A 25112-nucleotide genomic window follows, 5' to 3' on the forward strand; every position below is an offset into this window, starting at 1 on the left:
GCGTGAGACTTGGTACGGCACGGGTCGTCGCCTAAAAAAGCCGCAGGCGCTTGTCGCCAACACAAGCCAACCAATAGGCCCCGTCTTGAATCCCTGCTATTTCGCAAAAGCTCTGCCCGTGAAGAGCGCTGCGCGCTGATCGGCGTTGACCGAGCGTGATGGCTCCGTCACCGGAAATGTTTCGTTGGCAGGCCGTTGGCCGGCAGCGCCTGAGCTCGACGCCGGATTGAGTCGACCCTCAACCTTCAATCCAAGAAGTGATTCATGGTCAACGCACGTTGGCGCCGTATGCTCTCCTCGGCCGTGCTCGGAGCCGCTGTCTTCGGCGCCCGGCATAGCCGAGGGCCGAGAAGACGAGTTCCGTTCCATTGCGAGTCGTGAAGTGGCGTGAATTCATTGCATGCCAAGTAGAAATGTCGCAAAGTCTGCGCCCCCCACGAGGTCGATCAGGGCTGAGCCGCGGGGGACGCCAAGCTGCCGTAGCCCGCCTTGGAATTGTGTGCGACAACTGGCATTGTTGATCCAGCGTTCCTGCGGCCCCACAATAACCTGCAGTTCGAGCCATGGGCCGCTCGACGAACTGCGAGGCCGTGCTGACGACCGTGCCGGCCCAAGCTCCAGGGTGCTGCCACTATGAGTGAGTTGGATGTTGCACACGCGTTCGCACCAATGCGCCTGCTCGGGCTGGTGCCGGTCGATGGGTCCCCAGTCCTGGTGCCAGGCGCTGTGCTCTTGGCCGATCTGGCCGACTTCACCGGATTGACCGAAGCGCTCGCTGCGAGCGCTGGTGCCGACGGGGGGGAACTGGTCAGTCGCGACCTTAACCATGCACTCGGACCGGCGGTCGATGCGGTCATGTCCGAGGGCGGCGAAGTTGCCAAGTTCGCTGGCGATGGCTTGCTCTGCATCTTTCTCGGAGGTGACGCCGCCGTGGAAGCGGCATCGAGGGCCTCGCATGCGATCGCCCAATGCGCCGTCCGTGGACCTGACGGCAAGAACCATGGCTTTCGCAGCGCGATCGCGCACGGCTCCATCAAGCTTGCGCGCATAGGAGGTCACCGCGAACGATACGAGTTGGTCGCGGGCGGCGATGCGGTCGAGCATGTCTATAGCCTCGTCGAAACGGCCGTTGCCGGCATGCCTGGCAGCATCGCGCGGCTCTCCTCGTCCGGTTTGAAGGTTCCACTCCATGACACCGCGGATGCAGATCCCTCCTCGTACCTTCCGGCATACGTCCGCGCACGGCTCCCTGAAGGTTTGACGGACTGGATGAGGGAGTTCCGCACCCTCACGATCGCTTTCGTCGGCGCAGACCTCGCCGCTGGTCAGAGGTCGTTGCAGGACGTGGCGTTGGCAATCCAGACTGCTGCCGATGGCCAGGGGGGACAACTTGTACGCTTCAGCCTGGAGGCCCAACGCCTCGTTGCCGAGATTGCGTTCGGACTGGTGGTGGGCGTAGCCGCTACCGGCCCCCCCGAGGCTTTGCAGTTTGCGGCGCTCGTAGTGCGCGACATCGCGGGCGCGCGTGCCGGCATTTCGACGGGAAGGGTGTTTCTGGGCCCGATAGGATCAGAGTCGCGGCGGCAACTGACCTCGTTGGGTACGGCTGTCAATTTCGCGGCGCGATTGATGCAGCATGCCGCTTCGGGAGAAGTGCTGGCCGATGACACGACGTGGGCGGCAGCAAGCGGGAGCGTCCAGGGCTCGCATGCCCAGGCGACATTGAAGGGGATCGGCGATCGCGCCTTCTGGCGACTGGAGATCGCCCATCTCGGAGTTTCGATAGAGAAGGAGGAGTTTTTCGGCCGCGACAAGGAAGTCGGGGTCGTCCGCGAAGCACTCGCGATGGGGGGACGAAAAGCTTGCCCCATCGTCATTCAGGGTGAAGCAGGCATCGGCAAGAGTCGATTTGCCAGATGGCTTTCCAGTGAACTGCGGATGCGTGGGAGCTTTACGTGGACTGCAATCGCCACGCCGGTCGGGCGAGACACGCCCTACTCTGCCCTTGCCTCCGTCATCGAAGATCTTTGCGGACTTCAGCCGGGAATGGACGCTGCACACAGGCTGAGCATCGTCGCCCGGCAATTGCTCGGCAGTTCAGATCGGGCGCCGTTGCTGGGCGACGCCTTGCGTCTGGCGCTACCCGACACGGCATCCACGGAGGCGCTCATCGGTGGGGTCCGAGCCGACAACATCCGCGAGGCGCTGTCGATGCTCTTCGCTGATCGAGCTGATCGCGACGCGACCGCGCTGATCGTCGACGATGCACACTGGCTGGACTCCTCGAGTTGGGCATTGCTTCAGCGCTTGGCCTCGGAAGTAGACACGCTCCGTATTGTCATCGTCGCGCGTCCCATGGTCGGCATGGAGCCGACGTCGCTGCAGACCATCCGCGCTCGCAATGCGCTCATCGTTCATCTGGAGCCGCTGTTGCCGCAGGACATTACCGCCCTGTTGACGAGCCGGATGGAATCCTGCGATGTGCCTGCGACAGTCGCCGAGTGGGTTATCGAGCGGGCCAAGGGCAACCCATTCTTCGCGCAAGAGCTTGCTGCCATGCTCATCGCCCTCGGCAAGGTCGAAATCCGGGCGGGCGCTATCGCGCGGACGCCAAACGCCTCCGAACTCAGCGACCTGCCGCTGGCAACAACGATTGAAAGCACGATCGAGCAGCGAATCGACAGCCTCAGAGTGGACGACGCCGCTGCACTCAAAGTTGCAAGCGTCATTGGGCCGACATTCTCGATCGAGGAACTGAGCAATCTTGCTTCGCGGTCCGGTTCGGAGATCGCGGCGACGGTAGAGCGACTGGTCGCGTCCGACATGACTTTGCCGGTCGGACCGGAGACATTCGCCTTCCGACATCGGTATACCCAGGAAGCGGCATATCGCATGCTGACCGGTGACAAGCGCCGCCTCCTGCATCGACGGATGGGCCAGGCAATCGAGAGTCGCCTTGCCCAGCGCGCTGAAGAGTGTGCCGGTGAACTTGCTCACCATTGGTTCGCTGCGCAGGAGTGGCCCAAAGCCCTGCATTGGCTGGAGTTCGCTGGCATGCAAGCGTTGCGCACGGGCGCGGATCAGGAGGCCGTCACTCATTTCCGTCGGGCGTTGTCCATCGGCAAGGATCAGCCCAGAGGACGGCTGGCGGCTTGGCACCGTCAACTCGGTCGCGCGCTCCTTGGGCTGGGGCAGGTGGAAGGCGTCGCCGTCGAGGCTCGAAAAGCGTTCGAACTCCTCATCCGGCCATTGCCGAATAGCCCGACAGGCTGGATTGGCCTGACTGCCATCTCGGCATTCGATCGACTCTCCGCACCCCTGTCCAGCCGCGTCGCGACTCTCGCGTCCCATCTGGGAACGCGACAGATTCCAGATGAGGAATTGATCGAAGGCGCCCGCGCGGCCGGCCTGCTGGCGGAATCGGCCTACTTCGTCAACGCCCCCGAGATGATGCTTGGGAGCGCCTTGCTCGCGGTGAATCTGGCGGAGCGGGCGTCCAGCGCGGCCCCGGTGTCAGTAGCCTTCGGCATGCTCGGCGTCGTAGCCGGAATGGCGCGGCTGCACGGGATCGCACTTCGCTACCTCCGCCGAGCCTGCGCCCTCTCGGAGGATGCAGGAGATCCCCTCCAACAAGGCGTCGCATGGTTCTACACCGGCATGTACTTCGGCTGCATCGGCGATTGGGATGCGTCGCTCGAGGCCGAACAAAGGGCTCTGTCCTTTACCGAAGAACTGGGTGCCCATGCGCAAAGCGGCTTCCAACTCACAATCATCGCCACAAACGCGCTCTACACGAGCGAATACGCCAAAACGCGTGCGTGGATGAAGATCGTTTGGGAACACGCAGAACGCTCGGTCAATGTTCAACAGCAAGGCTGGACGCACAATGTGCTGTCGGTCGCGGACCTTCATCAGGCGCACTACGGAGAAGCCCTCTTGCGATCGGAGCGTGCGCGACAGATTTTCCTCGTGGAGCGCGACCGCATCTCGCTGATAATTTCCGAAGGAGTGCAGTGCGTCGCACTGTGCAGACTGGGCCGCATGGCAGAAGCTATCGTGGGCGCTGACCGAGCCAGCGAAGTCATTGCCGGTGCCAGGCCAACAACCTGGGGGCAACTCGAAGGTTTTGCCGGACCGTGTGAAGTCTATGCGACTGCGTTGGCACATGGCCTTCTGACGAAGGCGGAGGCCCAGCGGCGTGCGCGAGCGGCGATGGTGGGCCTACGCCTGTTCGCCATTGTTTTTCCCTTTGGCCAGGCTCGCTATCACTGGATCTGCGCGCTCTTCAACATCGCATCGGGAAGAATTGCCTCAGCCAGACGCCGGTTGCGGCGCTCGATTGTTCTGGCACAGCGATTCCGCATGACCTACGAGGAAATGCACGGCATTGAGCTATTGGCGGGCTTGGTTTCCGCCGACGAGCAATCCAGGCTGCTGGATCAAACGCACGCGCTCAAGGGACTCGTCGAGGAGACCGCCGTGCGAGCGACCCACGCTCAACATCAGCCGGCCTGACAACGAACCCGGGCGCATATGCGCTCGAATAGACGATAGAGGCCGTAGAGCGTGCGGTTGACAAGCACGAACTCGGGACGAATGCCTGAAAGCGCGCGGTCCTCCAGCATGCGAACGAAGCGTTTGCGGCCTTCTGCGACAAACTCGGGTCGCTCACCGAAATCAAAGCGTTCCGTCAGGAGTGGAACCGCCAGCCATTCGCGAAATGGCAGCAAGGATGAGCGATCGACATGCCACGCTTCATCGGTCGACAAGTCCGCGAACAGGCCCATATCGAGGTAAACCGCATGGGCGGCCTCATCGTCGCGAGTTGCAGCGGCACGCCAGATACGCACGATCATGTCCTGGCAATCGTCGGGAATCCACCGAGTGCAACCGAAGTCGATCAGCCCGACCTGGCCTTCGGGCCCGAAGAGGATGTTTCCCGGATTCGGATCGGCATGTATTCGGCCGAGCACGTGTACGGATTGCATGAAAACATCGTGCAAGCGCTGTGCTGCAAAGTCCCTTGCGCTCTGCCCCGGCTGTTTCACCAGCCATGCGTCCAAGTGAAGGCCGGGCAGCCTTGCCATCGTGACCACGCGCGAACTCGACAACGATGGAAAGACCTTCGCAACGGTGACGCCTTCGATCGAAAGGCGCGCATCGAACCACTCCAATGCCTGAGCTTCCTGGACATAGTCGCATTCCTCTTGCAGTCGTGACCCGACCTCCACCAGCAGATGCTCATAGTGCGCACGGTGTGGCAGCATCCCTGCGGCGCGGCGAAGCAGGCGCATGTCGGCGCGCACAACCTCCGACATGCCCGGGTACTGGACCTTCACGGCCACCTCCTGGCCATCGAGCGTCGTGGCTGCGTGAACTTGGCCGAGGCTGGCACAGGCGAATGGCGTTGGGGTGAAGTCGGAGAACAGTTTCTCGACGCGGCCGAGATCCGCACGTATCGTATCGAGCACGAATGCCGGCCCCATGACGGGAGCCTGGAGGGAATGGCTCGCCACATCGAAGTCCGGACTCACATCGCTTTCCAGGCTCAGGAACTGGGCGACCTTGTGCGCGGCACCGCGCAACTCGAGCAAGGCCGCCATCACCGCGTGGCTGGGCCGCGATCCCCTGCTCGCGTCGGCGCGCGAGGGACCGAAGCGCTCGAGGACGCTTTCGGTTCCCGCTTCGAGCGCGGCGCGCCCGAGGCGAAGGCCGCGGGCCATCTCGGTAATCTGAGGCGCGTGCGCGTTCACGTCCGTTGCGCTGGTGAGGGATGAAAGGTGCGCAACACCTCGAGCAGGCTGAGCGGATCCGCAAATCGCCCTGCCCGCTCGGGTTTCAGGAGAATGTCGAGGACGGGCCTGATGAACTGCTCCTGCTGTTGGGCGTAGAGGCAATGTAGGTGCACCAGCAGGCCCGCGTGTCCGAAGTCGGCCCGTCGTATCAGGAGCGCGTCGAGCAGGTAGCCAATGGCGTCGACCAGTTTCAACGTGTGGGCGTACATGAGGGAGCGGTCCGCTTCCCAGTAGTTGATAAGCGCCAGCGCCAGCGCAACGAGTGCGTCAGCCAGTTCCACGCGAACGTCCTCGTAGCGGACATTGGGCGGAAAGCTGAGATTGGAGTGGTTCGCATCGAGCCAGACGATAAAGTAGTTGTCGGCAACCGAATCGCGCAAGGTGCGCAGTTGCGGCAAATGGAGCAAGCCCATGGCCCTGAGCGCCGCGATCCAGGCCCGACTGAAGTCCCGGTAGTCTTCCAAGTTACGCAAGGTCGGAAGCATGAAGCCCGTGAAGGCACCATGCAGGCCGGGATCCAATGGCACGTCGGGAACCTCTGATGAAAACCACTCCTCTCCCAGCGCTTCGCGGCTAGGGTAGAGGTGATAGAGGGTCTTGACGTCGATATTCAGCTTGGTCGCGACCGACCCGAACGAGGCCAGGTAACCCAATTCGTTGAAGGCGCCGACGACACGGGCGTGCAAGGGATTCATGGTTGCCTTTCGAAGATTGCCCCGACGATCGGGAAATCGACCTTGCACCCCAATGCCTGGAGGACGTCCCGTGCCGCTTCCAGGCCGGACGTGATCGCGGCTTCGATCGAGCCACAGGAGAGCGCGGAGCGGGTCCAGTCGCCGGCAAGCCAGAGGTTTTCGACATCAGTTTCGTATACGTAGAGTCGTGCTTTTTGCGTCTCAACGTCGGCGCAGACATAACGCGCGCTTTCCTTGTCGTTCACAATTAAAAATGGCGCATGGGCCCGGATGCCGTCTTGGAGCATGCTTTGGTTTTGCTCGAGCCACTTGTCGAGCTCGACGTTAGATTTGCCCCATTGACGAGCCACATCGTCATCGACGTCGCCGCACGCATATATCGGAGGATGGCGGTAGGTATCCGCGGACTCACTACCCCCGTTGTCGGCGCCCTCCTTGAGATGATCCATCGAAGCCGTGCACGGAAGCGTTCCTTTGAGCGCAGAGATGATCGCGTGCTCGAAGCGTGGATCGCCATTCGTCCAGTTCTGCAGGCCAATAGTGGCACGGCTGTGGATATCTTCGAGCTTTTCGGCGAGATCAGCCGGAAGCCCAGGGACGCTCCCCTGAAACGGAGGTATCGCGAGCACACACGCGTCAAAGGGACGGATGTGCATTTCGTTGACCTTGTCGTATTGGAGATCGACGCGCCATCCACGGCGCCTATCGGTTGCGTCTGCCGGCCAGATGCCGAAATTCGCGTCAGTCTTGCAGTTCTTCGTCTGCAGGAGCGTCACGAATTTGAGGCACTTGCTTTCGATGGTGACACCGGTCACTTCGGTGCCCAACAGTATTTCGACGCTGCTGTCTCGAAGACTCTCATAGATCGGACCGATGATTGCCTCGCCGGTTCCTCCAAGCATTCGCTGGTACGGCGCCAGTTCATAAGTGAGCACAAGGCGAGCCAATCCATTGATGAAGGTGCCCGCCGCGATCTGGTCCGGCGTGGTGAATAGTCCTGCAGTGACTGCGGCCAGGATCCGACTCCGACCTGAGAATCCTTCAGCCACGCCATACCGTATCAGCCAAGCATCGATCGACCTCGCATCCTGGAGTTGAAGGGCCCGAATCCAGCAACCATAGAGCTCTCCGGGGAGGTTACGCGGGTCATCGACAGCCCAGCGTGGAAAGAGCTGCACCTCGTCGAGTCCAATGGCAATCGTCGTGGCGAGCTCCACCACCTCGCTGGCCAGGCGAATCTTTGGGTTTTCGTCATCGGCGGGTAGCGCAAATCGAGCAAACCATCGAAACAAGCGCGCCATCGGCGCCACGTCGCTTTCGAGAGGAGGAGACGAAACGAAGCTCTTTTCAGTTTCCGGATGAATGGGGTCGTCGAGCATTTCGAGTCGGTAACCCAAGGTCAGCTCGGCCCAGAAAAGGCGCGATAGTAGCCAGTTGAGCATCATCGCCACCAGTTGCCATGTGACGATCGGAATGAAAGGCGGCGCCTCCAGCAGGGAAATTTGTCGCGCGATGAGCGTGAACGTTCTCAACAGCGGTCGCGGTCGATTCGTCGAAAGTTCAAATGCTGCCGCTTCTTTTTTGGCCTTCTCACTAAAGCTTGACTCACGCTTGGTGTTTAGCACCAGCCATTCCTTGAGCGTGGCTGGATTGCGGCAGTCACATTTCTTCCAAGGTTCGAACGGCAGTTCCCATGGCCTCGCAGGATTGCCCGCTTTCTCGTACGGAACCCGCATGTTCGAAAGGTCCTGGAGCGTGTCTGCGGCACCAACTGACTCCAGAATCGCAGGCAGGTTGGCATAGAAACCCATGGCCACATGAAGGCCGTGCTCTTCGATTCGGTACTTCTCGTTGTCGGTGCGCCGTCCGCTAGCCGCCTTCCCGCCCAAGCGACAATCTTTTTCGACGAGCGCTACTTTCACCTTCAGGCCACTACCTGAAGTCCAGGCCGGCTTTCCGGACTGCAAGATTGGATTGGAAAGAAGCCACGCACACGCCAGCCCTGCAGGACCACCCCCAAGCACGGCCACGCTGGCCTCGTTGCTCTGGGGGGAAATCTTCTTTTCCCATTTTGGCGGCTCGGGGCACTTCAAGATTGGCGGCTGGGCTCCTGCCGCCTCGAAGAAGCCGGTTGCCCATAACCAAAGCTCGGCCACGAAGGCCGCCGAAAGGATGGCGGCGTAGTCGTCCTTGACTGGGCGCAGTACGGCAGCTCGCTTCTGCAGTCGAAGTTGTGTACCAGATGCATCGCCGCTAAGTTCGATCCATCCCGTGTCCTCTACCAAAGTCAGCATGTCCGGACCGTGGACGGCTGACACGAAAACATAGCTGTAGCGGCGATGGCCGCTTCCATCCGGCGCATCGCTGCCCTCGGCGGTAATTTCTATCGTCTCCTCCGTCTTCAGCCCGGTGACGAGGGGTTTTCCGAGATCGGTGCACTTTGTCAGGCGACCTCGCCAGAGTGAACCTTCGCTACAAAGATCGTCGAAGTGCAGTTTGGTGATCTGGGGCGTTGCCTCGCCCCAGCGCCTCGGAAAATCCGCAATCTCCAGTGCCTTTGCGAAAGGAAGTGGAGAGGTCATCCACGACGTGATGGCCTCCACGGTCCGTGGCACCAACGGCTTTCCGGGGTCTGTCTTCGCCACCGGCGTGTCACCCGAATCTCCGCAAACTCTGAGCGCCGGGGGGAGCATGTTTTCGAGTTCAAGCCACTGCTTGATTTCCGGAAGCATAGGGTAGGAACCCGCATCACTTGCGGCCCACTTGGAAACTTCCAGGAAGTTGCGCACCTCCTTTTCGCGGGTTTGTCTTGCTCGCGACCAACCCAGCAGAAGCGCCATGGCCTGGGCTTCCAGCGGAGCACCGAGCTTCGCGAGGTATTGCGCGCGGTCGAAGTCGTCTTGCATCGTTCCACCCCCCACAGTTGTAGGCGAATGCTCGCCGTACTGCCCGTGCGCGTCAACTGCCGCATGCGGAGCATCCCATCGATCACTCCCCACAGTTGGTGATCCCCAGCAGGCCAAACACACCCAGAATGCCATCACAGCTAATTCAGCAAGCACAGGAGGACTGGCCATGACGAAGTCCCGACCCGCATCGCACCGATGCGTCATCCTCCGTGTCGTCGCGCTCGGCATGGCAATGGCCGCATGCGCAGCACACGCCGACTCCGCAGGCAGCAACGTCTTTTCGATCGGCTGGGTCTACCTGAGCCCGCGGAGCTCCAGTGGACCCACGACGCTGGTTCAAGTCGGAGGCGTGCCCGTGTACCAGCCGCAAGCCGGTACCGGCGTGAAGGTACAGGGCGCAGGGACTGTCCTGCTGGCCTACGAGCACTTCTGGACGGACCAGTTCTCGACGCAGTTGGCCCTGGGCATCCCGCCCACCCACAAGTTCGAAGGCACCGGTCAGGTCGCTGTATTCGGCGTGCTCGGCGAAGCGCAACAGATCAGTCCGACCGTGCTCGCGAAGTACAACTTCGGCGAGCCCGGTCAAACGCTGCGGCCCTATGTCGGCCTCGGGTTCAACTACACATGGTTCCGCAACCCGCACATCACCAATGCCGCCTTCCAGGCTGCGAGCTATGGACCCGCTTCCGTGACCGGCGTTTCCGGAAGCCCGTCCTGGAATCCGGTCCTGAGTGCCGGGTTGAGCTACCGGCTTGACGAGCATTGGTCGCTTTTCGCGTCGCTCAGTTACGCGCCGCTCACCACCGATGTGACGGTCGACGCCGTCAACACCTCGCTCGGGGTCCCTGTGAAGACGATGACCGAGGTCAAGCTGCGTACATTGGCAACCGCTCTCAACCTCGCTTATCGCTTCTAGGTCGACAAGCGACTAGAACACCATGGTGCGCCAGCGGAGATCGCTCGCGCGGTCCAGGAACTGCACGGCGCCGCCGCGGCCCGCACATTCCGGAATCAGTTGCGCAGCATCAAGTCCATGCGCCTGCAAGGCATCGGAACAGGCGTAGAAGACAGCGCCCAGCTTCGCGGCTTCCTGCATCGAGTCGTAGACAGTCTTCGGATGGCTGGATGGCCGCAGCGATGCGGCCACACCTGCTTGCAGCAGCAGCACGCTCCGCGCCGTGAAATAGACCTCCACCGGGAGATCGAGCGCTGCCGCGTGAAAGAACGGCGTTGCCAGACGGTGCGGCGCGTCGGGCTCGCTCGCCCAGCAGGATGGCGAGTCCAGCCGCCGTGTTGTCTGCGGATGCGCTCACGACAGGTCCTTCACCGATTCGGCATGCCGCCCCATCGCGCGGGCGACTTGCGCGCCCTGCACGAGTTGCGGCAAGTTAGCCTGAAAGTTCCGCAAGCGCAGTCGCGCAAGCCATCCCTTGCCGTACGGATCGAGGTGAACCAGCTCTGGCTTCTCCTCCAGAAGCGGGTTCGTTTCCAGCACTCCGGCGGACCGGTCTTGTTGTACTGGAAGAAGCCCACCACCGCCGCGCCGACCAATTGCGGCCAGCGCGAGCGGCTTGGCGGCGCCCTTCCACAGCGACATCCATGGGCTGATCTTCGGATCGGAGGGCAGCCCGTGATAGAGCTCCGGCTTGTCGCCGTGCTGCAGCACGACATCACGTGCGTGTAACCCCAGGTCGGTCAGGCCCTGGATGTTGCTGTGTCCCCGCAAGGCGTTCATGCCGCCGCCGGCGATGCCGACGTAGCCGAGCAGCAATTGAACGATCGCAGCGGTGCGGATCATCTGCGATCCCTGGCTGTGCTGCGTCCACCCAAGCGCATACATGATTGTCATGGCCTTGTTTGGCACGGCGGCGGTCGCGACCATTTCGCACACCTAGAGGAACTTGTCCTTCGGCGTGCCGGTGATCTTGCTCGCCGACGTTGAACGACGCGTTGGTGTAATTCCTGACGTAGTCCTGCTGCAGCTTGTTGTTGCTCAGCAGATAGTTGATGACGCCTCCAAGGAACGCGATGTCGCTGCCCGCGCGGATCGGCGCGTAGAAGTCGCTCATGGCCGCCGAGCGCGTGAAGCGCGGGTCGACGACCACGAGCTTCGCCTTGTTGTGATGCTTGGCCTCGATCCCCCACTTGACGCCGCAGGGGTTCGCCTCGGCCGCGTTGCCACCCATGATCAGGACAGGATCAGCGTTCTTGATGTCCACCCAGTGGTTCGTCATCGCGCCGCGTCCGAACGTCGGGGCCAGACTGGCCACCGTCGGTCCGTGTCAAGCGCGCGCCTGGTTGTCGAAGACCAGCATCCCCATCGAGCGCATCGCCTTGTGGGTGACGTAGCCCGTTTCGTTGGAGGATGCGGAGGCGCACAGCATGCCGGTGCTGAGCCAGCGGTTGACCAGTTGGCCGTCGTCGTTCCTGGCGATGAAGTTCGCGTCGCGGTCGGCCTTCATCAACTTGGCGATGCGCGACATGGCCTCGTCCCACGAGACCCGCTTCCATTCGCTGCTGCCGGGCTCACGCATCTCCGGGTACCTGAGCCGGCTCGGGCTGTGCACGAAGTAGAGCAACCCGGCGCCCTTCGGACAGAGCGTGCCGCGATTCACAGGATGGTCCGGATCGCCCTCGATGCGAATGATCGATGAGGTGACGTTCTTCGCCTCGTCGCCCAGCCTGTACATGATGACTCCGCAGCCGACGGAGCAGCACGGCACGTGTTGCGCGCCTCCGCCAGTGCCAGCGTCGTCGAAAAGCCGAGTGCGACCGGGCTGGATGCCGCCAGCCCCGCGCCGCTGACGCGGAAGAATTGCCTTCGGTTCATACCCATCGTGAGCCTCCTGCGGTCGAAGGCGGCACCGAGTTCGGCCCGACAAAAGTGCGCGCCCGTACCTCAACTGCCACAGTGGGCAGTACAAAAACCCAGGCAGCAAGGATTGAAAATCTTTATGAATCTCGATTCATAGTAAGTTTCAACTTACAGCAGTTCGAATTCAGTCGACGTAGTCCAGAAAAAGGGGTGTCACTTCCTGGAGAAACATCAATTCCCTCGGGGAGATGCTTCGCGGCTCCAGATCGAAATGAATGAACGTGCCATAAGGCGTTCCGTCGCGGCGCTTGAGCAAGCGCCCGTAGTAGGACTCGATGAGGCCGGCATGGGGGTGGTCCGCCAGGAGCAGGTCCTTGGAGGCGTGACTGGTCAGGAATTCCCCCTTCTCGATCGCAAACCGGCAAAGGCTCTTGCTGAGAGGAACGACCTTCAGCCAGGTGCGATATTCAGCGCTGCGGTCGAAGACGTAGGCCGCGCGCATCGTCTCGCCGACCAGCTTGTAAAGGCCTGTGTACCGATACTGCGTCCGGTCGTTGAGCAGCGCCAGCGCACGGTGAATTCCGTGAGTCGCAAGCGTGTTGCGAACCGCGTCGGCTTGCGTCGACAAATCAATCTCAAGCATCAAGGATCTCGGAAAAAAGGCAGAAGACCAGGACATGCCCGGCCGCCGGGGATTATTGGCGCGGGCGACAAACCCTGAATATATGGGGGCAATGGGGCCCCAAGGCTTCAACTGGAATCCGCCGGCGGCGGCTCCCTCCAGCGCTTCTTCGCAAAGGCCTCGACGAAACGCGGCAGTTCGTCCAGCGCGAGCCCGTCGATGCCTGCGGCCCGGGCGCGACCACCGCCGCCGAATTCGTGGCACAGCTCGTGCGCGCCCCACGGCGAAGCCAGCGGTGCGCGCACGCTGACGGCATAGCCGTTGCCTTGCGCCTTCAGCACCGCGTGCGCGCGCTGGGGCTCGGCATTCGCGAGTTCATTGGCGAAGCAGCCGAGCACGCGCCGGCTCCAGGGCGCATCGGGAAGAAGGTGCGCGCTGGCGAGCGCCCCCTGGCACAGCGGAGGCACCACGAAGGCCTGCCGGAGATCCTTGCGACGCATGACATCGATCTCGTCGACGACGGCTTCGTGCGCAAGCATGTCTCGCGGATCCGGATAGCGCAGCATGATTTCGTACAGGCGCCGCGGCGCGATGCACACATCGCGCTCGTCCTCGCCGTAGGCGTTGTAGTTGATCGCCTCGCCGAGGCGACGAAGCAACGCGCAATCCCCCGTGTCGAAGCCGGCGCCCTGGAACAGGCGCTCCGCCGCCATCGCCAGGTTGTCTCCGTAGGCGCCCACCAACGCCCAGGCACGAAACGCACCGCCGAGATGACGATCGACGAGCAGACTGGTGCAGACGTCGCTCGCGCCATCGATGTGCGCTTCGAGCAGCGGATGGTCAGGAACGCGCTGCACTGCGTGATGATCGAAGTAGCGCACGCGAACGCCGGCATCGAGCAGCCGAAGCAGGTCGGCGTGATTGCGCTGCATCGAAAGATCGAAGACGTTGACCTCGTCGCCGGCTTGCGCGCGCACTTGCGCAAGCAAGGCGATGTCGTGCTTCAAACCCGTCACCAGCGCGGCAGGCGACGGATCGTGCAGGTGCCATTGCACCGCGGCGCACAAGCCGTCGGCATCGCCGTTGCACACGTCGATGCGTTGCGGGTTCGTCGGAGGGTCAGCGGGATCAACAGGCTTCGTCATAGGGACCACCCTTGCTAGCCGCAACTTCCGATGTGGCCGCATGCCGTGCAGAAGTCGCATCCGTCCTTCTGGATCATCGTGGCGTTGCCGCATTCGGGGCACAGCGCACCGGGCATCGGCGGCGGCTGGTCGGACAGGGTCGCCGGCGCCTGCAGGATGCCCATCGCCCTCAGGGGGTATCCGTCGGCGTCCAGCACGCCCAGCATGGCGTAGCGATGGATGATCAGCCGCGCGACGTAGGCCACGGTCGATGGCCAGACCTGCTGCCGCTGGGCGCCGCTCGGCAACCCGGGAACGAATGCCAGAAAGTGCCCCAGCGGTTCCGCGTAGTTCAACAGCTTTCGCAACTTCATGCCGATCCATGCCGGGTCGAGCACGCGCATGTCCAACGAAAGAATACGCACCAGGCCGTCCAGTGCCCTCGGGTAGTTGCCTGAAAGACCCAGCGCGCAAGGCCGAGCGACCTTGCCGCCCTGCCCGTCCGGCAGCAGGACTTCCTTGAGCATCAGCGTGAATGTCTCATCGCTCGCCGGATTGTGGACGTCCACCGCCCAGGCGAGCGTTCCGTTCGGTCCGGTCTGCGGTTCGTCCCGGCTGAACAGGGCGTCGATGACCGGCGTGGCCGCGCGCTCCTCGCCCTGCCACAGGCCCAACTGGTCGCAGCGCCAGCGGATCACCGCCGCGGTGGCCGCCACCACGCCGGGAAAGCGCCGCATCTCCCCATTCGGCGGGAAAGGCATCTCGAAGGAGCGCTCTTCCTGGACGGTGGTCAGCACGTCGAGCTTGAGGCGCATCCACGTCGGGTCTTTCGCGCGCAGGTCCATCGACAGTGTTTTCGCCAGCGCGCCGAGGCCGCGGGGCTGCTCAGCCCCATTGACCCAGACCTCGAACGGGGCCGGCTTGCCGTCTTCCGGCAGTTCGCCGATGAAAAGCGCGAACTCGCCGTAGGGATGGCGAACCATGTACGACCATGCCGCATTCCCTGCCGGCAAATCCGGACGCCCAGGCCAGCGCAGCGATGCCAGCACCGGCTGCGGCATGCGCTCGAGCAGCAGGCGCTCGTTCAACGGCCCGGCGTCGATCGTCATGGGCTGCTGCGCGCTCGCGGGGGCATGCGTGCTCAGCACCGCGCCGAGCACCGCATTGGGCCGGTAGGTGGCCAGCCCCTTCAGGCCGGACTTCCAGGCGCGCAGGTACAGGTCCTTGAAATCCGCGTAGGGATAGTCGGCGGGCACATTCACCGTCTTCGAGATGGCGGTGTCGACATGCGGCGCCACGGCCGCGACCATTTCCTCATGCGCCTGTGCGCTCATCTGAAGCGCCGTCACGAAGGCCTGCGTGAGCGGCGCGTTCTCGCCCTTGAGGTGCCGATACAGCCGCCACGCGTGATCCTCCACCGCATGTTCCTCGAACCCGCCATCGGGCGTTCGCTTGCGGCGCGTGTAGGTCCACGAGAACGCCGGCTCGATCCCGTTGCTGACGTTGTCCGCGAAGGCGAGGCTGATGGTGCCCGTGGGCGCGATGGAAAGCAGGTGCGAATTGCGCAGGCCGGTCGCACGGATGCGCTCCTTGACTGCTGCCGGCAGCCGCGAGGCGAAGGTGCCGCGCTGGAGGTAGAGATCGGCATTGAACAGCGGAAAGGCGCCCCGCTCCGCCGCGAGTTCGACCGACGCCCCGTAGGCGGCGTCGCGCAGCACTTCGGCGATGCGACGCGCGGCATTGCGCGCCTCGGCGCTGTCGTAGCGCAGGTTCAGCATCACCAGCGCGTCGCCGAGCCCCGTGAACCCGAGGCCGATGCGCCGCTTGTTGCGCGCCTCTTCCCGCTGGCGATCCAGCGGCCAGAAGGTGATGTCCAGTACGTTGTCGAGCATGCGCACCGCCAAGGCCGCCATGCGCGCAAAGGCCTCTTCGTCGAAACTTGCGTCCGCTTCGAAGGGCGCGCGCACGAAGCGCGTCAAATCGATGGACCCGAGGCAGCAGCAGCCGTAAGGCGGAAGGGGCTGTTCGCCGCAGGGATTGGTGGCCGCGATGCTCTCGCAGTAGGACAGGTTGTTGTCGAGATTGATCCGGTCCAGGAAAAGAACGCCCGGCTCGGCATGGTCGTAGGTCGACCGCATGATCTGGTCCCACAGCGCGCGAGCGGCAAGCGACCGGTAGACCCACAAGCCATCCTCGCGCTGGCGCGCGCCCGCGGCCAGCAGTCGGGGCCCCGGCGCGGCCCGATGCACCAGTTCGAAGGTCTTGTCCTCCTGCACCGCATTCATGAACGCATCGGTCAGGCCGACCGAGATGTTGAAGTTGGTCAGGTCGCCGTCATCCTTGGCGTGGATGAATTCCTCGATGTCCGGATGGTCGCAGCGCAGCACGCCCATCTGGGCGCCCCGGCGCGAACCGGCGGACTCGACCGTCTCGCATGAACGGTCGAAGACACGCATGTACGAGACCGGCCCCGACGCACTTGACCGCGTGCTCTCGACCCAGGCGCCGCTCGGCCGGATGCGCGAGAAGTCATAGCCGACGCCGCCGCCCCGGCGCATGGTTTCGGCGGCTTCCGTGAGTGCAACGTAGATACCGGGATGGCCGTCGTCGTCGGATGCAATGGAGTCCCCCACCGGCTGCACGAAGCAATTGATCAGTGTCGCGGACAAGGCCGTGCCGGCCGCCGACTGGATGCGCCCCGCGGGCAGGAATCCATCCTCCAGCGCTTGCAGGAAGCGAGGCTCCCACTGCGCGCGCAGCTCGGGTTTCTCGGCCTGGGCGATCGCCCGGGCCACGCGGCGGCGGACGTCGTCGATGCTGCGCTCATTGTCCTTGGCGTACTTTTCCAGCAGCACCTCGTGGCTGATCGGCTGCGGGGGCAGCGTCTGCCGCGTGGGCGAACTCTTCAGGGCATCTGTCGTCATGGCGCTCCCGTCCGGACGAAGCACAGGTCTACATGATGCGAGGCGGCGGGGGCTTCGTCCACCCCGGGGGCTTTTTGCTTCTTCAACCATGTCGCGGTAGGCTCGCCGCTCGCACCTCCAGAGCGTGCAGACTGAGCCCATGGACAAGCACTACCTCGCTCCCTTGTTTTCCCCTGCCTCGGTCGTCGTCTTTGCCGGCGCCCGCGGCGAATCGGGCGGATCGGCGCCGCGCGCGCTGGTCGGCACGCTGCAGGACGCACTGCGCGCCCAGCGCTATGCCGGCACGCTCCACTTCCTCGACATAGAGACCAGCGGAACGCTGGCCGACCTTGCGCAGGCGCGAGCGGACCTCGCCATCATCGCGTTGCCCCCGCAGGAGATCGCCGCGGCCCTGGAACTCGCCGGGCGCATCCGCTGCAGGGCGGCATTGGTGATTTCGAGCGGCATCGACGACGGACAGGCCACGGCCCTGAAGAAGATCGCGCAGCGCGAGGACGTGCATCTGCTGGGTCCCAACTCCCTGGGATTCCAGCGCCCCCATCTGCAACTCAACGCCAGCGTCGCCGGCCCCCTGGCCCGGGCCGGCTCGCTGGCGATGGTGTCGCAGTCGGGCGCGCTCACCGCGTCCATGCTGGATTGGGCCCGCAAGAACATGGTGGGGTTTTCGGCCGTCGTCTCCGTCGGCTCGCACAGCAGCCTCGACATTGCCGAGGTGCTGGATTTCCTGGCGCACGATCCCCAGACGCAAAGCATCATCGTGTACTTCGAAGGCATCAACAACGCGCGGCACTTCATGAGCGCGCTGCGTTCCGCGGCCAACGCCAAGCCGGTGGTGGTGCTGAAAGCCGGCCGCAAACCCGCCGGCAACGAGGCCGCCCAGACGCACAGCAGCACCATCGTCGGCAGCGACGACGTGTTCGACGCCGCGCTGCGTCGCGCGGGCGCCGTGCGGGTGCGCTCGTTCGTGGAACTGTTCTCCGCCGCCAAGTGCCTGGCTTCGCGCTATAGGCCCGTGGGGCGCCGCCTCGCGATCATCACCAACGGGGGCGGCCCCGGCGTGCTGGCGGCCGATTGGGTGAATGAGATTTCGCTCCAGCTTGCGAAGCTCTCTCCGGCCTCGGTCGCCGCCCTCTCGCCCCAGTTGCCGGCCTCGGCATCGCTGTCCGATCTGGTCGACCTGTCCGAAGAAGCCACCCCGGCGAACTACGAGGCGGCCATCGCGGCGGCAGGCAAGGACCCGCAGGTCGACGGCTTGCTCGCCATCTATTCGCCGAAGACGCGGACGGACGCATCGGCGATGGCACGCGCCCTTGTCAGCGCGCACGGCTCGATCAGCAAACCGCTGCTGTCGTGCTGGATGGGTGATGCCTCGGTCGGCGAAGGCCGCGCGATCATCAACGAAGCGGGCATCCCGAGCTTTCGCACGCCCGAAGCCGCCGTCGGCGCCTTCGGCAACATCGCGGCCTTCTATCAGAACCAGCAACTGCTGCAGCAGATTCCGCCGCCGTTGTCGACGATGGCCAAGCCCGACATCGAAGGAGCCCGGCTGGTCATCGAGAGCGTGCTGGCGGAGCGCCGCAAGGTGCTGACAGAGATGGAGTCCAAGACGCTGCTCTCGGCCTTTCACATCCCGATCACGAGGACCCTGCTGGCGCGCAGCGCCCACGAGGCCATGATGATCGCGACGCAGCTCGGCTTTCCGGTCGCGCTCAAGATCGATTCGCCCGACATCAGCCACAAGTCCGACGTGGACGGCGTGGCGCTCAACATCATGAACGGCGCCAGCGCGCGCGACACCTACCGCGACATGGTGGAACGCGTGGCGCGACTGATGCCCGAAGCGCACGTCAACGGCGTGACGGTTCAGAAAATGGCGCGCGCGCAACGCGGCCGCGAGATCCATGTCGGCCTGGTGACCGACAAGCCCTTCGGCCCCGTCATCGTCTTCGGTGCGGGCGGCACCATGATCGAGCTCATCAACGACCGGTCGATGGAGCTGCCGCCGCTCAATACCTTTCTCGCGCGGCAGCTGATTGCACGCTCGCGGGTGGCCGAGACCCTGGGAGAGTGGCGAGGCGCCAGCGCGGTCGACATGGAGGCGCTCGAGCAGCTGTTGCTGCGCGTCTCCGAAATGGTGTGCGAGCTGCCCGAACTGCGCGAGATGGACATCAACCCCATCATCGTCGACGCCTCGGGCGCGGTGGCGGTGGATGCCCGCATCCTGATCGACAGCGCGCCGCGCCCGGCCGGCGGCCGCTCGAACGACTACCACCACCTCTCGATACTCCCCTACCCGGCCCGACACGAGCGCACGTGGCCGATGCCCGGCGGCGGCATGTACACCGTGCGACCCATTCATCCCGGCGACGCCCCGATGCTGCAGGAACTGGTGCAGCACCTGTCGCCGCAAAGCCGGTACTTCCGCTTCGTGTCCTGGTTCGAGGAGCTGCCTGCGACCATGTTGTCGCGCTTCACCCTGATCGACTACGACCGGGAGATGGCGCTCGTGGCGGTGTTCTTGGAACGCACCACGGACGCCGCCGGCGAAATCCACGAAACCGAGCGCATCGTCGGCGTGTCGCGCTACATCACCAATCCGGACCAGGAAAGCTGCGAGTTCTCGCTGCTGGTGGCGGACGAATTCAGCGGCAAGGGAATCGGGTCGCGACTGATGGAAAGCATCATCGAGGCCGCGCGCGAGAAGGGTCTCTCGGAGATCGACGGCCTGGTGCTGACGAGCAATTCCGAGATGTTGAAGCTGATGAAGAAGCTGGGCTTCTCGGTCAAGCGCTTCGACGAGGATCCCGACTTCAGGCTGGTGACCTACGCCCTCTGAGCGCCGCTCAGGAGGACGGTCCTGCGACTACCCTCTGCACCTTGCCGCTGCGGCCGACACGTCCGGCTTCGCCGCTGCGGCAACGAATGTTCACGCCGACCGCGCCCTGTGATTCGAGGAACGCGCCGAGCACCTGGTGCGCGCGCCGAAGTGCAAGATCGGCCTCGACGCCGCGCAGGCCGGTTCGCAGCAAGAGCTCGCAGGGCCCTTCCTGGACGAGTTGGAAATCGAACAGGCCGGCATCTTCCTCAAGCATCGTGCTGAGCGCGAGGGGCAGCATGCGGACCGAACCCGCGTCTTCGCGGCCCAGGTGCAGCGTGTCGTCGCAGCGGCCCTGCACCTCGACCACGGGCAGGCTGGAGCCGCAGGCACAGGCGTGCGCATGCACCGTGACACGATCGCCCAGGTCGTAGCGGATCAGCGGTTGCACATGGTTGGCCAGGTTGGTGAGCAGGGTCGTCGCACCGGCCTTGCCGGGCGCAACGGCGTGGCCCTGCGCATCCACCGTCTCGAGGATGACCCAATCGCTGTTGAGATGCAGGTGGCCCCTGTCGCACTCGGATGCCAGCGAGAGGAATTCCGACGCGCCGTAGCTGTTGGTCACGGGGCAACCGAATGCGCCTTGGACGAATTCGCGCTTGGCCGCCGAAAGGTCCTCGCCGCCGACCCACACTTCGCTCGGCGACGTTCGCAGCCGGCCATCCATGCGTTCTTCCGCCAGCAGCGCCGCGGCACTCGGGTACGTGGCAAGAATCGTCGGCGCGAACGCATTCAGGTCCGCCACGATGTCCTTCACAGGCTGGAGGAACGAGATACCGCGCAGGCGGCCCGACAAGGCCGGGTTGAGGCGCCGAAGCCGCTCGATCGACACGGTGCTCGCGAAATGACCTCCGGTCGCACCGACGAACGCAATGCGGTCCGCCAGGCCCCACGGGTCGAACAGCCGCTGCAACGGTCGAAGCACCGGCCGCCGCACGGCCTCCAGTGCGTCGTAGACCGCCATCGCCATGGTGTCCTGCACGAAGATCCCCGACTCGCCGCTGCTGCCCGAGCTTTCCCACACCACATAGCGCTCCGCGAACGGCTCTGCAATCCGGGCGCGATCGGCCACGAAGCGGCGCAGCGCGTCCAGACGGAGGCCCGGATCGGCGACCCAATCGTCAAAGCGCTTCATGAGGTCGGCCTTGTGCATGACCGGCAAGTCTTCCAGGCGCAGGCGATCCGGATCGCCGCAGCCCTTGAGCACCCGGCCGTACAACGGCGACTTCCGCCTTGCCGACATGAGCAATCGGCTGAGGCGTTCGGCCCGTCTCGATGCCAGCGCATCCGAAGTTGCGCGCGCAGCCATGGCGACGTCGACCGCGACCGTGCCGGACAGCCAGGCGTCGAGCGGGGGCGGTGGAACTGGACTCATGGGGCTGCCCACGCAAGGCACGCGGGTCTTGCGGTGTACGCCTGCGGACGGGATCGCGCAACTGCAATCGCCATATCGCCCGGAGGTGAAAATCCGGGGGATGCAACAAGCCAACTCCCCGTCGCTTCGTTTTCCCGGCATCGTCTGCTTGACGCTCGCGATCGCGCTTCTCGCGGGATGTGCCTCGACGCCGCCGGCGGCAACATCCCAGCCCCCTGCACCTGCACCGAGCGCCCGGCCCGCGCCGGTGCCAGCGCCTCCTCCAGCGCCGCCCTCAGGCGTTGACGACGCGGCGGTCCAGCAGAAGTTCGCCAAATGGGTGGCGGATTTCCGCGCATCCGCGCGCGCGTCGGGCGTCAGCGAAGCGACGCTGCGTATCGCGTTCGACAATGTCCAGTTCCTGCCGCGCGTCATTGAACTGGACCGCGCACAACCCGAATTCACGCGCTCGGTGTGGGACTACCTTGACAACACCGTGACACCCCAACGGGTCGCACTCGGCCAGGACAAGCTGCAGCAGGTGCGCAACGAAGCCGATGCCGCCGCTCGCCGCTATGGCGTTCCGCCGAGCATCGTGGTCGCCATCTGGGGCATGGAAAGCAACTTCGGCGGCAATTACGGCAGCACACCCACCATCGACGCTTTGGCAACCCTGGGCTTCGAAGGACGCCGCGAGGACTGGGCACGCCGCGAGTTGCTGTCGGCGCTGAAGATCCTCGACAACGGCGACATCGACCGCGACCACATGATCGGCTCCTGGGCCGGCGCCATGGGCCAGACGCAATTCCTGCCGTCGAACTTCCTGGCCTACGCGGTGGATGCGGACGGCGACGGCCGGCGCGACATCTGGGGCAGCATGGGCGACGTCACGGCCTCGACCGCCAACTTCCTGTCGCGCTCTGGTTGGCAGGCAGGCCAGCCCTGGGGCGTCGAAATCCGGCTGCCGGCCGGCTTCGACCACGGCCGCGCCGACCCTGCGGTTCGTCAATCCACGGCCCAATGGACCGCCGAAGGGGTCCAAGCCATGAACGGCAAGCCGCTGCCGGACTTCGCCGACGGCTCGATCCTGCTGCCCGCGGGCGCGCGCGGGCCGGCCTTCCTGGTCGGACCGAACTTCCGCGCGATTCTTCGCTACAACAACTCGACCAGCTACGCGCTCGCGGTGGGCCTTCTCGCACAACGGCTGGATGGCGGCCCCGGCGTCCAGGCGGCGTGGCCACGGGATCTGGGCACCCTCTCGCGCAGCCAGATCATCGAACTGCAGACCGCCCTCAATCAGCGTGGCTTTGCCAGCGGCGCGCCCGACGGCGTCATGGGGCCGGCCACCCGCGACGGGGTCCGCCGTTATCAACGCAGCATCGGCGTACCCGCGGATGGCTATCCGAGCGCGGAACTGCTTCTGCGTTTGCAGCAGCCCTAGTCTCGTTTCCTGTCGTTCAGGGTAGGATTTCGAAAGCCCGCGCGGCACCCCCGAAAAGGAGCAGACGATGACGAGTCCCAGATTTCGTTCGATCACCCTTGCCATTGCCTTGGTGTCTTGCGTGCCGCTCGCCAACGGCGCGGGGTTTGCGCTCAGCAGTCCGGGCATCAAGTCCGGCGGCACGCTGCCCGACGCTCAGGTCTTCAACGACTTCGGCTGCAAAGGGAAGAACATGTCCCCTCCATTGAAGTGGAGCGGCGCGCCCAAGGACACGAAGAGCTTCGCCCTCACGGTGTACGACCCCGATGCGCCCACGGGTTCGGGGTGGTGGCACTGGGTGGTCTACAACATCCCCGCCACGGCGACCGAACTGCCTGAGGGCGCCGGCACCGTCGACAGCAAGAGTCTCCCGGCTGGAAGTGCCCAGGCGCGAAATGACTTCGGCGTACCGGCATTCGGTGGTGCGTGCCCGCCGCCAGGCGACAAGCCGCACCGCTATATCTTCACGGTCTACGCGCTGAAGACCGACAAGCTGGAAGTTCCACCCGAAGGCACGCCGGCGCTGGTCGGTTTCATGGTGAATGCCAACAAGCTGGGCGCTGCCACTTTCACCGCGAAATACGGACGATCGAAGTAACTCGTCCATTGGCCATTCGATGCGCAGACTTCGCTTTCTCACCAACCGGCACCGTGCGCCTTCGACGAACCATGCGCTTGGCCTGTTGCTGGCCTTCAACGCCGGCGCGGTGAACGCTGGCGGTTTCCTGGTGCTGCACCTCTATACGTCGCACATGACCGGCTTCGCGTCGCAACTGGCCGATGGCGCGGCTCTGGGCGATCCGAGGCTGCTGCTGAATGCGATGGGCGCCATCCTCTCGTTCCTGACAGGCGCCGCCACGACGGCCATGTTGGTCAACTGGGGGCGCCAGCATCGCATCCACGGGGTCTACGCCCTGCCCCTGCTGCTTGAGGCTGCGCTGATGTTCCCTTTCGGCTTGATGGGTGCCATCACGCTGACCTGGACCACGCCCTTTGCCGTGCCGCTGACCGTCCTGCTGCTGTCATTCATCATGGGGTTGCAGAATGCGGTGGCATCGAAGACCTCGGGCGGCAGCATCCGGACCACGCACATGACGGGCAACATCACCGACCTGGGTATGGAACTCGGCAAGATGCTCTACTGGAATCGCAAGAGCCACGAATCGGGAGGCCGCGTCAGGCACAACCGCAGTCGCATGCGGCTGTGCGGTGGGCTGATCGGCATGTTCGTGCTGGGTGGCGTCGTCGGGGCCCTCGGCTTCAAGTACGTCGGATTCATTTGCGTGGTCCCGCTGGCCGCGTTGCTGATGGCGCTTTCCCTTCCTCCACTTCACAGGGATTTGAGTCGATTCAGGCGTTGGTTGGGGGGCGCTTCGAGCTCTACCGTTTGATGTTCAGCGGCCTTGATCCGACACGAGTGATGGCAATGCGGGCAATGGTGCTTCATGCGCCCGGCCAGCCGCTGCGACTGGACGAGCGCCCGCTTCCGGACCCCGCCAGCGGCGAATTGCGCCTCCGCGTGCTGGCATGTGCGGTCTGCCGCACCGACTTGCATGTGGTCGACGGCGACCTGCCGATGCACACGCTGCCGATCGTGCCGGGCCACGAGATCGTCGGCGAGGTGGAGGCGATCGGTGCCGGCGTGCACGCGCATCGCATCGGCGATCGTGTCGGCGTGCCCTGGCTCGGCCATACCTGCGGGCACTGCGCGTTCTGCGCCAGCGGGCGCGAGAACCTCTGTGACACGCCGCGCTTCACCGGCTATGACCGCGATGGCGGTTTTGCGAGTCACGTGGTTGCGGAGGCCGAGTTCTGCCTTCCGCTCGGCGCAACGACGCAAGACCCTGCGCACATCGCGCCCCTGATGTGCGCCGGACTGATCGGCTGGCGCAGCCTGAAGGCGGCTGGAGAAGACGCGCGGCGCCTGGGCATCTACGGCTTCGGCGCCGCGGCGCACCTCATTGCCCAGGTCGCCGTCGCGCAAGGGCGGCAGGTTCACGCCTTCACGCGGCCGGGCGACCTGAAAGGTCAGTCATTCGCCAAGACGCTCGGTGCCGTGTGGGCCGGAGGCTCGGACGAGATGCCCGCCGAGCCACTCGATGCCGCGATCATCTTCGCGCCTGCAGGCGATCTCGTGCCCCTCGCCTTGCGTGCAGTGCGCAAGGGCGGGCGGGTCGTTTGCGGCGGCATTCACATGAGCGACATTCCCGCCTTTCCCTACCGCCTCCTCTGGGAAGAGCGCCAGCTCGTCTCGGTCGCGAACCTGACCCGCGCAGATGCCCGCGAGTTTCTCGACGTCGTGCGAACGCATCCACCGCAAGTTCATGTCACGACCTATCCGCTGGTGCAAGCCAATGAAGCGATGGCGGACCTGCGCGCCGGCAAGCTTCAAGGCGCCGCAGTCTTGATTCCTTGAAAGGAATCCCATGTCCAGGCTTCGTGTTGAATTGCGGGTGAACGCGCGCCACATGTCATTTTGAAGAAGTGCCGAGTAGAGTTGCCGAGCAAATTTCAGAGTG

16 protein-coding genes and 1 pseudogene are annotated in these 25112 nt (G+C 64.2%); 7 read left to right on the plus strand and 10 right to left on the minus strand.

The genetic code is table 11. The features are described 5' to 3' along the window. The first annotated feature begins 732 nt into the window (after positions 1-732). A complete protein-coding gene (locus tag AC1DN9_RS11680) occupies positions 733-4515 on the plus strand; it encodes an AAA family ATPase (RefSeq protein ID WP_478100231.1) in 3783 nt (1260 codons plus the stop codon). Here the strand turns inward: AC1DN9_RS11680 and AC1DN9_RS11685 are convergent. Genes AC1DN9_RS11685 through AC1DN9_RS11695 form a run of 3 tightly spaced genes read right to left on the minus strand, consistent with a single transcriptional unit; the run spans position 4503 to position 9396 of the window. After that, positions 4503-5723 carry an ABC1 kinase family protein gene (locus AC1DN9_RS11685; RefSeq protein WP_478100233.1) on the minus strand — a complete coding sequence of 407 codons (1221 nt, stop codon included), beginning with the start codon at positions 5721-5723 and terminating at the stop codon, positions 4503-4505. The two genes, AC1DN9_RS11680 and AC1DN9_RS11685, sit on opposite strands and share 13 nt — an antisense overlap. A 26-nt stretch (positions 5724-5749) precedes the next feature. Continuing rightward, complete coding sequence (locus AC1DN9_RS11690; RefSeq protein ID WP_478100234.1) at positions 5750-6490, minus strand: hypothetical protein; 741 nt, start codon at positions 6488-6490, stop codon at positions 5750-5752. Then, on the minus strand, positions 6487-9396 hold the full coding sequence (locus AC1DN9_RS11695) for an FAD-dependent oxidoreductase (RefSeq protein ID WP_478100235.1): 2910 nt from the start codon (positions 9394-9396) through the stop codon (positions 6487-6489). The genes AC1DN9_RS11690 and AC1DN9_RS11695 overlap by 4 nt, the downstream gene beginning before the upstream one ends. Positions 9397-9565: 169 nt before the next feature. Between AC1DN9_RS11695 and AC1DN9_RS11700 the strand changes: the two genes are divergently transcribed. Next, positions 9566-10315: an OmpW/AlkL family protein gene (locus AC1DN9_RS11700; RefSeq protein WP_478100237.1), complete on the plus strand. Its 750-nt coding sequence runs from the start codon at positions 9566-9568 to the stop codon at positions 10313-10315. Between the two features lie 12 nt (positions 10316-10327). On the opposite strand, the gene AC1DN9_RS11705 is transcribed toward AC1DN9_RS11700, so the two are convergent. From AC1DN9_RS11705 to AC1DN9_RS11730, 6 genes and pseudogenes are all read right to left on the minus strand, one after another. Beyond that, positions 10328-10594, minus strand: coding sequence for a DsrE family protein (locus AC1DN9_RS11705; protein ID WP_478100238.1), 267 nt, complete (start codon positions 10592-10594; stop codon positions 10328-10330). 114 nt (positions 10595-10708) lie between these two features. After that, complete coding sequence (locus AC1DN9_RS11710) at positions 10709-10996, minus strand: biotin/lipoyl attachment domain-containing protein (protein ID WP_478100386.1); 288 nt, start codon at positions 10994-10996, stop codon at positions 10709-10711. Between the two features lie 84 nt (positions 10997-11080). After that, positions 11081-12235: pseudogene (locus tag AC1DN9_RS11715) on the minus strand (molybdopterin-dependent oxidoreductase); the annotation flags it as partial. Positions 12236-12398: 163 nt separating this feature from the next. Next, positions 12399-12857 carry a hypothetical protein gene (locus tag AC1DN9_RS11720; RefSeq protein ID WP_478100239.1) on the minus strand — a complete coding sequence of 153 codons (459 nt, stop codon included), beginning with the start codon at positions 12855-12857 and terminating at the stop codon, positions 12399-12401. Positions 12858-12964: 107 nt separating this feature from the next. Further along, positions 12965-13981 carry a DHHA1 domain-containing protein gene (locus tag AC1DN9_RS11725; RefSeq protein WP_478100241.1) on the minus strand — a complete coding sequence of 339 codons (1017 nt, stop codon included), beginning with the start codon at positions 13979-13981 and terminating at the stop codon, positions 12965-12967. A 14-nt stretch (positions 13982-13995) separates the two neighbouring features. After that, positions 13996-16884, minus strand: a complete 2889-nt coding sequence (locus AC1DN9_RS11730; protein ID WP_478100242.1) for an adenosylcobalamin-dependent ribonucleoside-diphosphate reductase — start codon at positions 16882-16884, stop codon at positions 13996-13998. 139 nt (positions 16885-17023) lie between these two features. Between AC1DN9_RS11730 and AC1DN9_RS11735 the strand changes: the two genes are divergently transcribed. Beyond that, positions 17024-19720, plus strand: coding sequence for a bifunctional acetate--CoA ligase family protein/GNAT family N-acetyltransferase (locus AC1DN9_RS11735; RefSeq protein WP_478100244.1), 2697 nt, complete (start codon positions 17024-17026; stop codon positions 19718-19720). A gap of 7 nt (positions 19721-19727) precedes the next feature. Here the strand turns inward: AC1DN9_RS11735 and AC1DN9_RS11740 are convergent, their stop codons facing one another. Next, on the minus strand, positions 19728-21134 hold the full coding sequence (locus AC1DN9_RS11740) for a phenylacetate--CoA ligase family protein (RefSeq protein WP_478100246.1): 1407 nt from the start codon (positions 21132-21134) through the stop codon (positions 19728-19730). A 100-nt stretch (positions 21135-21234) separates the two neighbouring features. Here AC1DN9_RS11740 and AC1DN9_RS11745 point away from each other — a divergent pair, with 100 nt between their 5' ends. The 4 genes from AC1DN9_RS11745 to AC1DN9_RS11760 all read left to right on the plus strand — a co-directional run bounded on the left by AC1DN9_RS11745 (position 21235) and on the right by AC1DN9_RS11760 (position 25009). After that, positions 21235-22554 (plus strand): lytic murein transglycosylase, encoded by a 1320-nt coding sequence (locus AC1DN9_RS11745; protein ID WP_478100248.1) that lies wholly within the window; start codon positions 21235-21237, stop codon positions 22552-22554. Between the two features lie 67 nt (positions 22555-22621). Further along, positions 22622-23191, plus strand: a complete 570-nt coding sequence (locus AC1DN9_RS11750; protein WP_478100249.1) for a YbhB/YbcL family Raf kinase inhibitor-like protein — start codon at positions 22622-22624, stop codon at positions 23189-23191. A gap of 19 nt (positions 23192-23210) precedes the next feature. Further along, positions 23211-23984 (plus strand): YoaK family protein, encoded by a 774-nt coding sequence (locus AC1DN9_RS11755; protein ID WP_478100250.1) that lies wholly within the window; start codon positions 23211-23213, stop codon positions 23982-23984. Positions 23985-24019: 35 nt separating this feature from the next. Continuing rightward, positions 24020-25009, plus strand: coding sequence for a zinc-dependent alcohol dehydrogenase family protein (locus AC1DN9_RS11760; RefSeq protein WP_478100388.1), 990 nt, complete (start codon positions 24020-24022; stop codon positions 25007-25009). Positions 25010-25112: the final 103 nt, after the last annotated feature.

It is taken from the genome of Variovorax sp. 05L425 (assembly GCF_056397705.1).

Bases quoted from the DNA above. Each gene is read 5' to 3' on its own strand.
- AC1DN9_RS11685 (WP_478100233.1), bottom strand. From the start codon at position 5,723: ATGGCCCGCGGCCTTCGCCTCGGGCGCGCCGCGCTCGAAGCGGGAACC.
- AC1DN9_RS11690 (WP_478100234.1), bottom strand. From the start codon at position 6,490: ATGAATCCCTTGCACGCCCGTGTCGTCGGCGCCTTCAACGAATTGGGT.
- AC1DN9_RS11695 (WP_478100235.1), bottom strand. From the start codon at position 9,396: ATGCAAGACGACTTCGACCGCGCGCAATACCTCGCGAAGCTCGGTGCT.
- AC1DN9_RS11700 (WP_478100237.1), top strand. From the start codon at position 9,566: ATGACGAAGTCCCGACCCGCATCGCACCGATGCGTCATCCTCCGTGTC.
- AC1DN9_RS11710 (WP_478100386.1), bottom strand. From the start codon at position 10,996: ATGTCGCTGTGGAAGGGCGCCGCCAAGCCGCTCGCGCTGGCCGCAATT.
- AC1DN9_RS11720 (WP_478100239.1), bottom strand. From the start codon at position 12,857: ATGCTTGAGATTGATTTGTCGACGCAAGCCGACGCGGTTCGCAACACG.
- AC1DN9_RS11725 (WP_478100241.1), bottom strand. From the start codon at position 13,981: ATGACGAAGCCTGTTGATCCCGCTGACCCTCCGACGAACCCGCAACGC.
- AC1DN9_RS11730 (WP_478100242.1), bottom strand. From the start codon at position 16,884: ATGACGACAGATGCCCTGAAGAGTTCGCCCACGCGGCAGACGCTGCCC.
- AC1DN9_RS11735 (WP_478100244.1), top strand. From the start codon at position 17,024: ATGGACAAGCACTACCTCGCTCCCTTGTTTTCCCCTGCCTCGGTCGTC.
- AC1DN9_RS11740 (WP_478100246.1), bottom strand. From the start codon at position 21,134: ATGAGTCCAGTTCCACCGCCCCCGCTCGACGCCTGGCTGTCCGGCACG.
- AC1DN9_RS11745 (WP_478100248.1), top strand. From the start codon at position 21,235: ATGCAACAAGCCAACTCCCCGTCGCTTCGTTTTCCCGGCATCGTCTGC.
- AC1DN9_RS11750 (WP_478100249.1), top strand. From the start codon at position 22,622: ATGACGAGTCCCAGATTTCGTTCGATCACCCTTGCCATTGCCTTGGTG.
- AC1DN9_RS11755 (WP_478100250.1), top strand. From the start codon at position 23,211: ATGCGCAGACTTCGCTTTCTCACCAACCGGCACCGTGCGCCTTCGACG.
- AC1DN9_RS11760 (WP_478100388.1), top strand. From the start codon at position 24,020: ATGCGGGCAATGGTGCTTCATGCGCCCGGCCAGCCGCTGCGACTGGAC.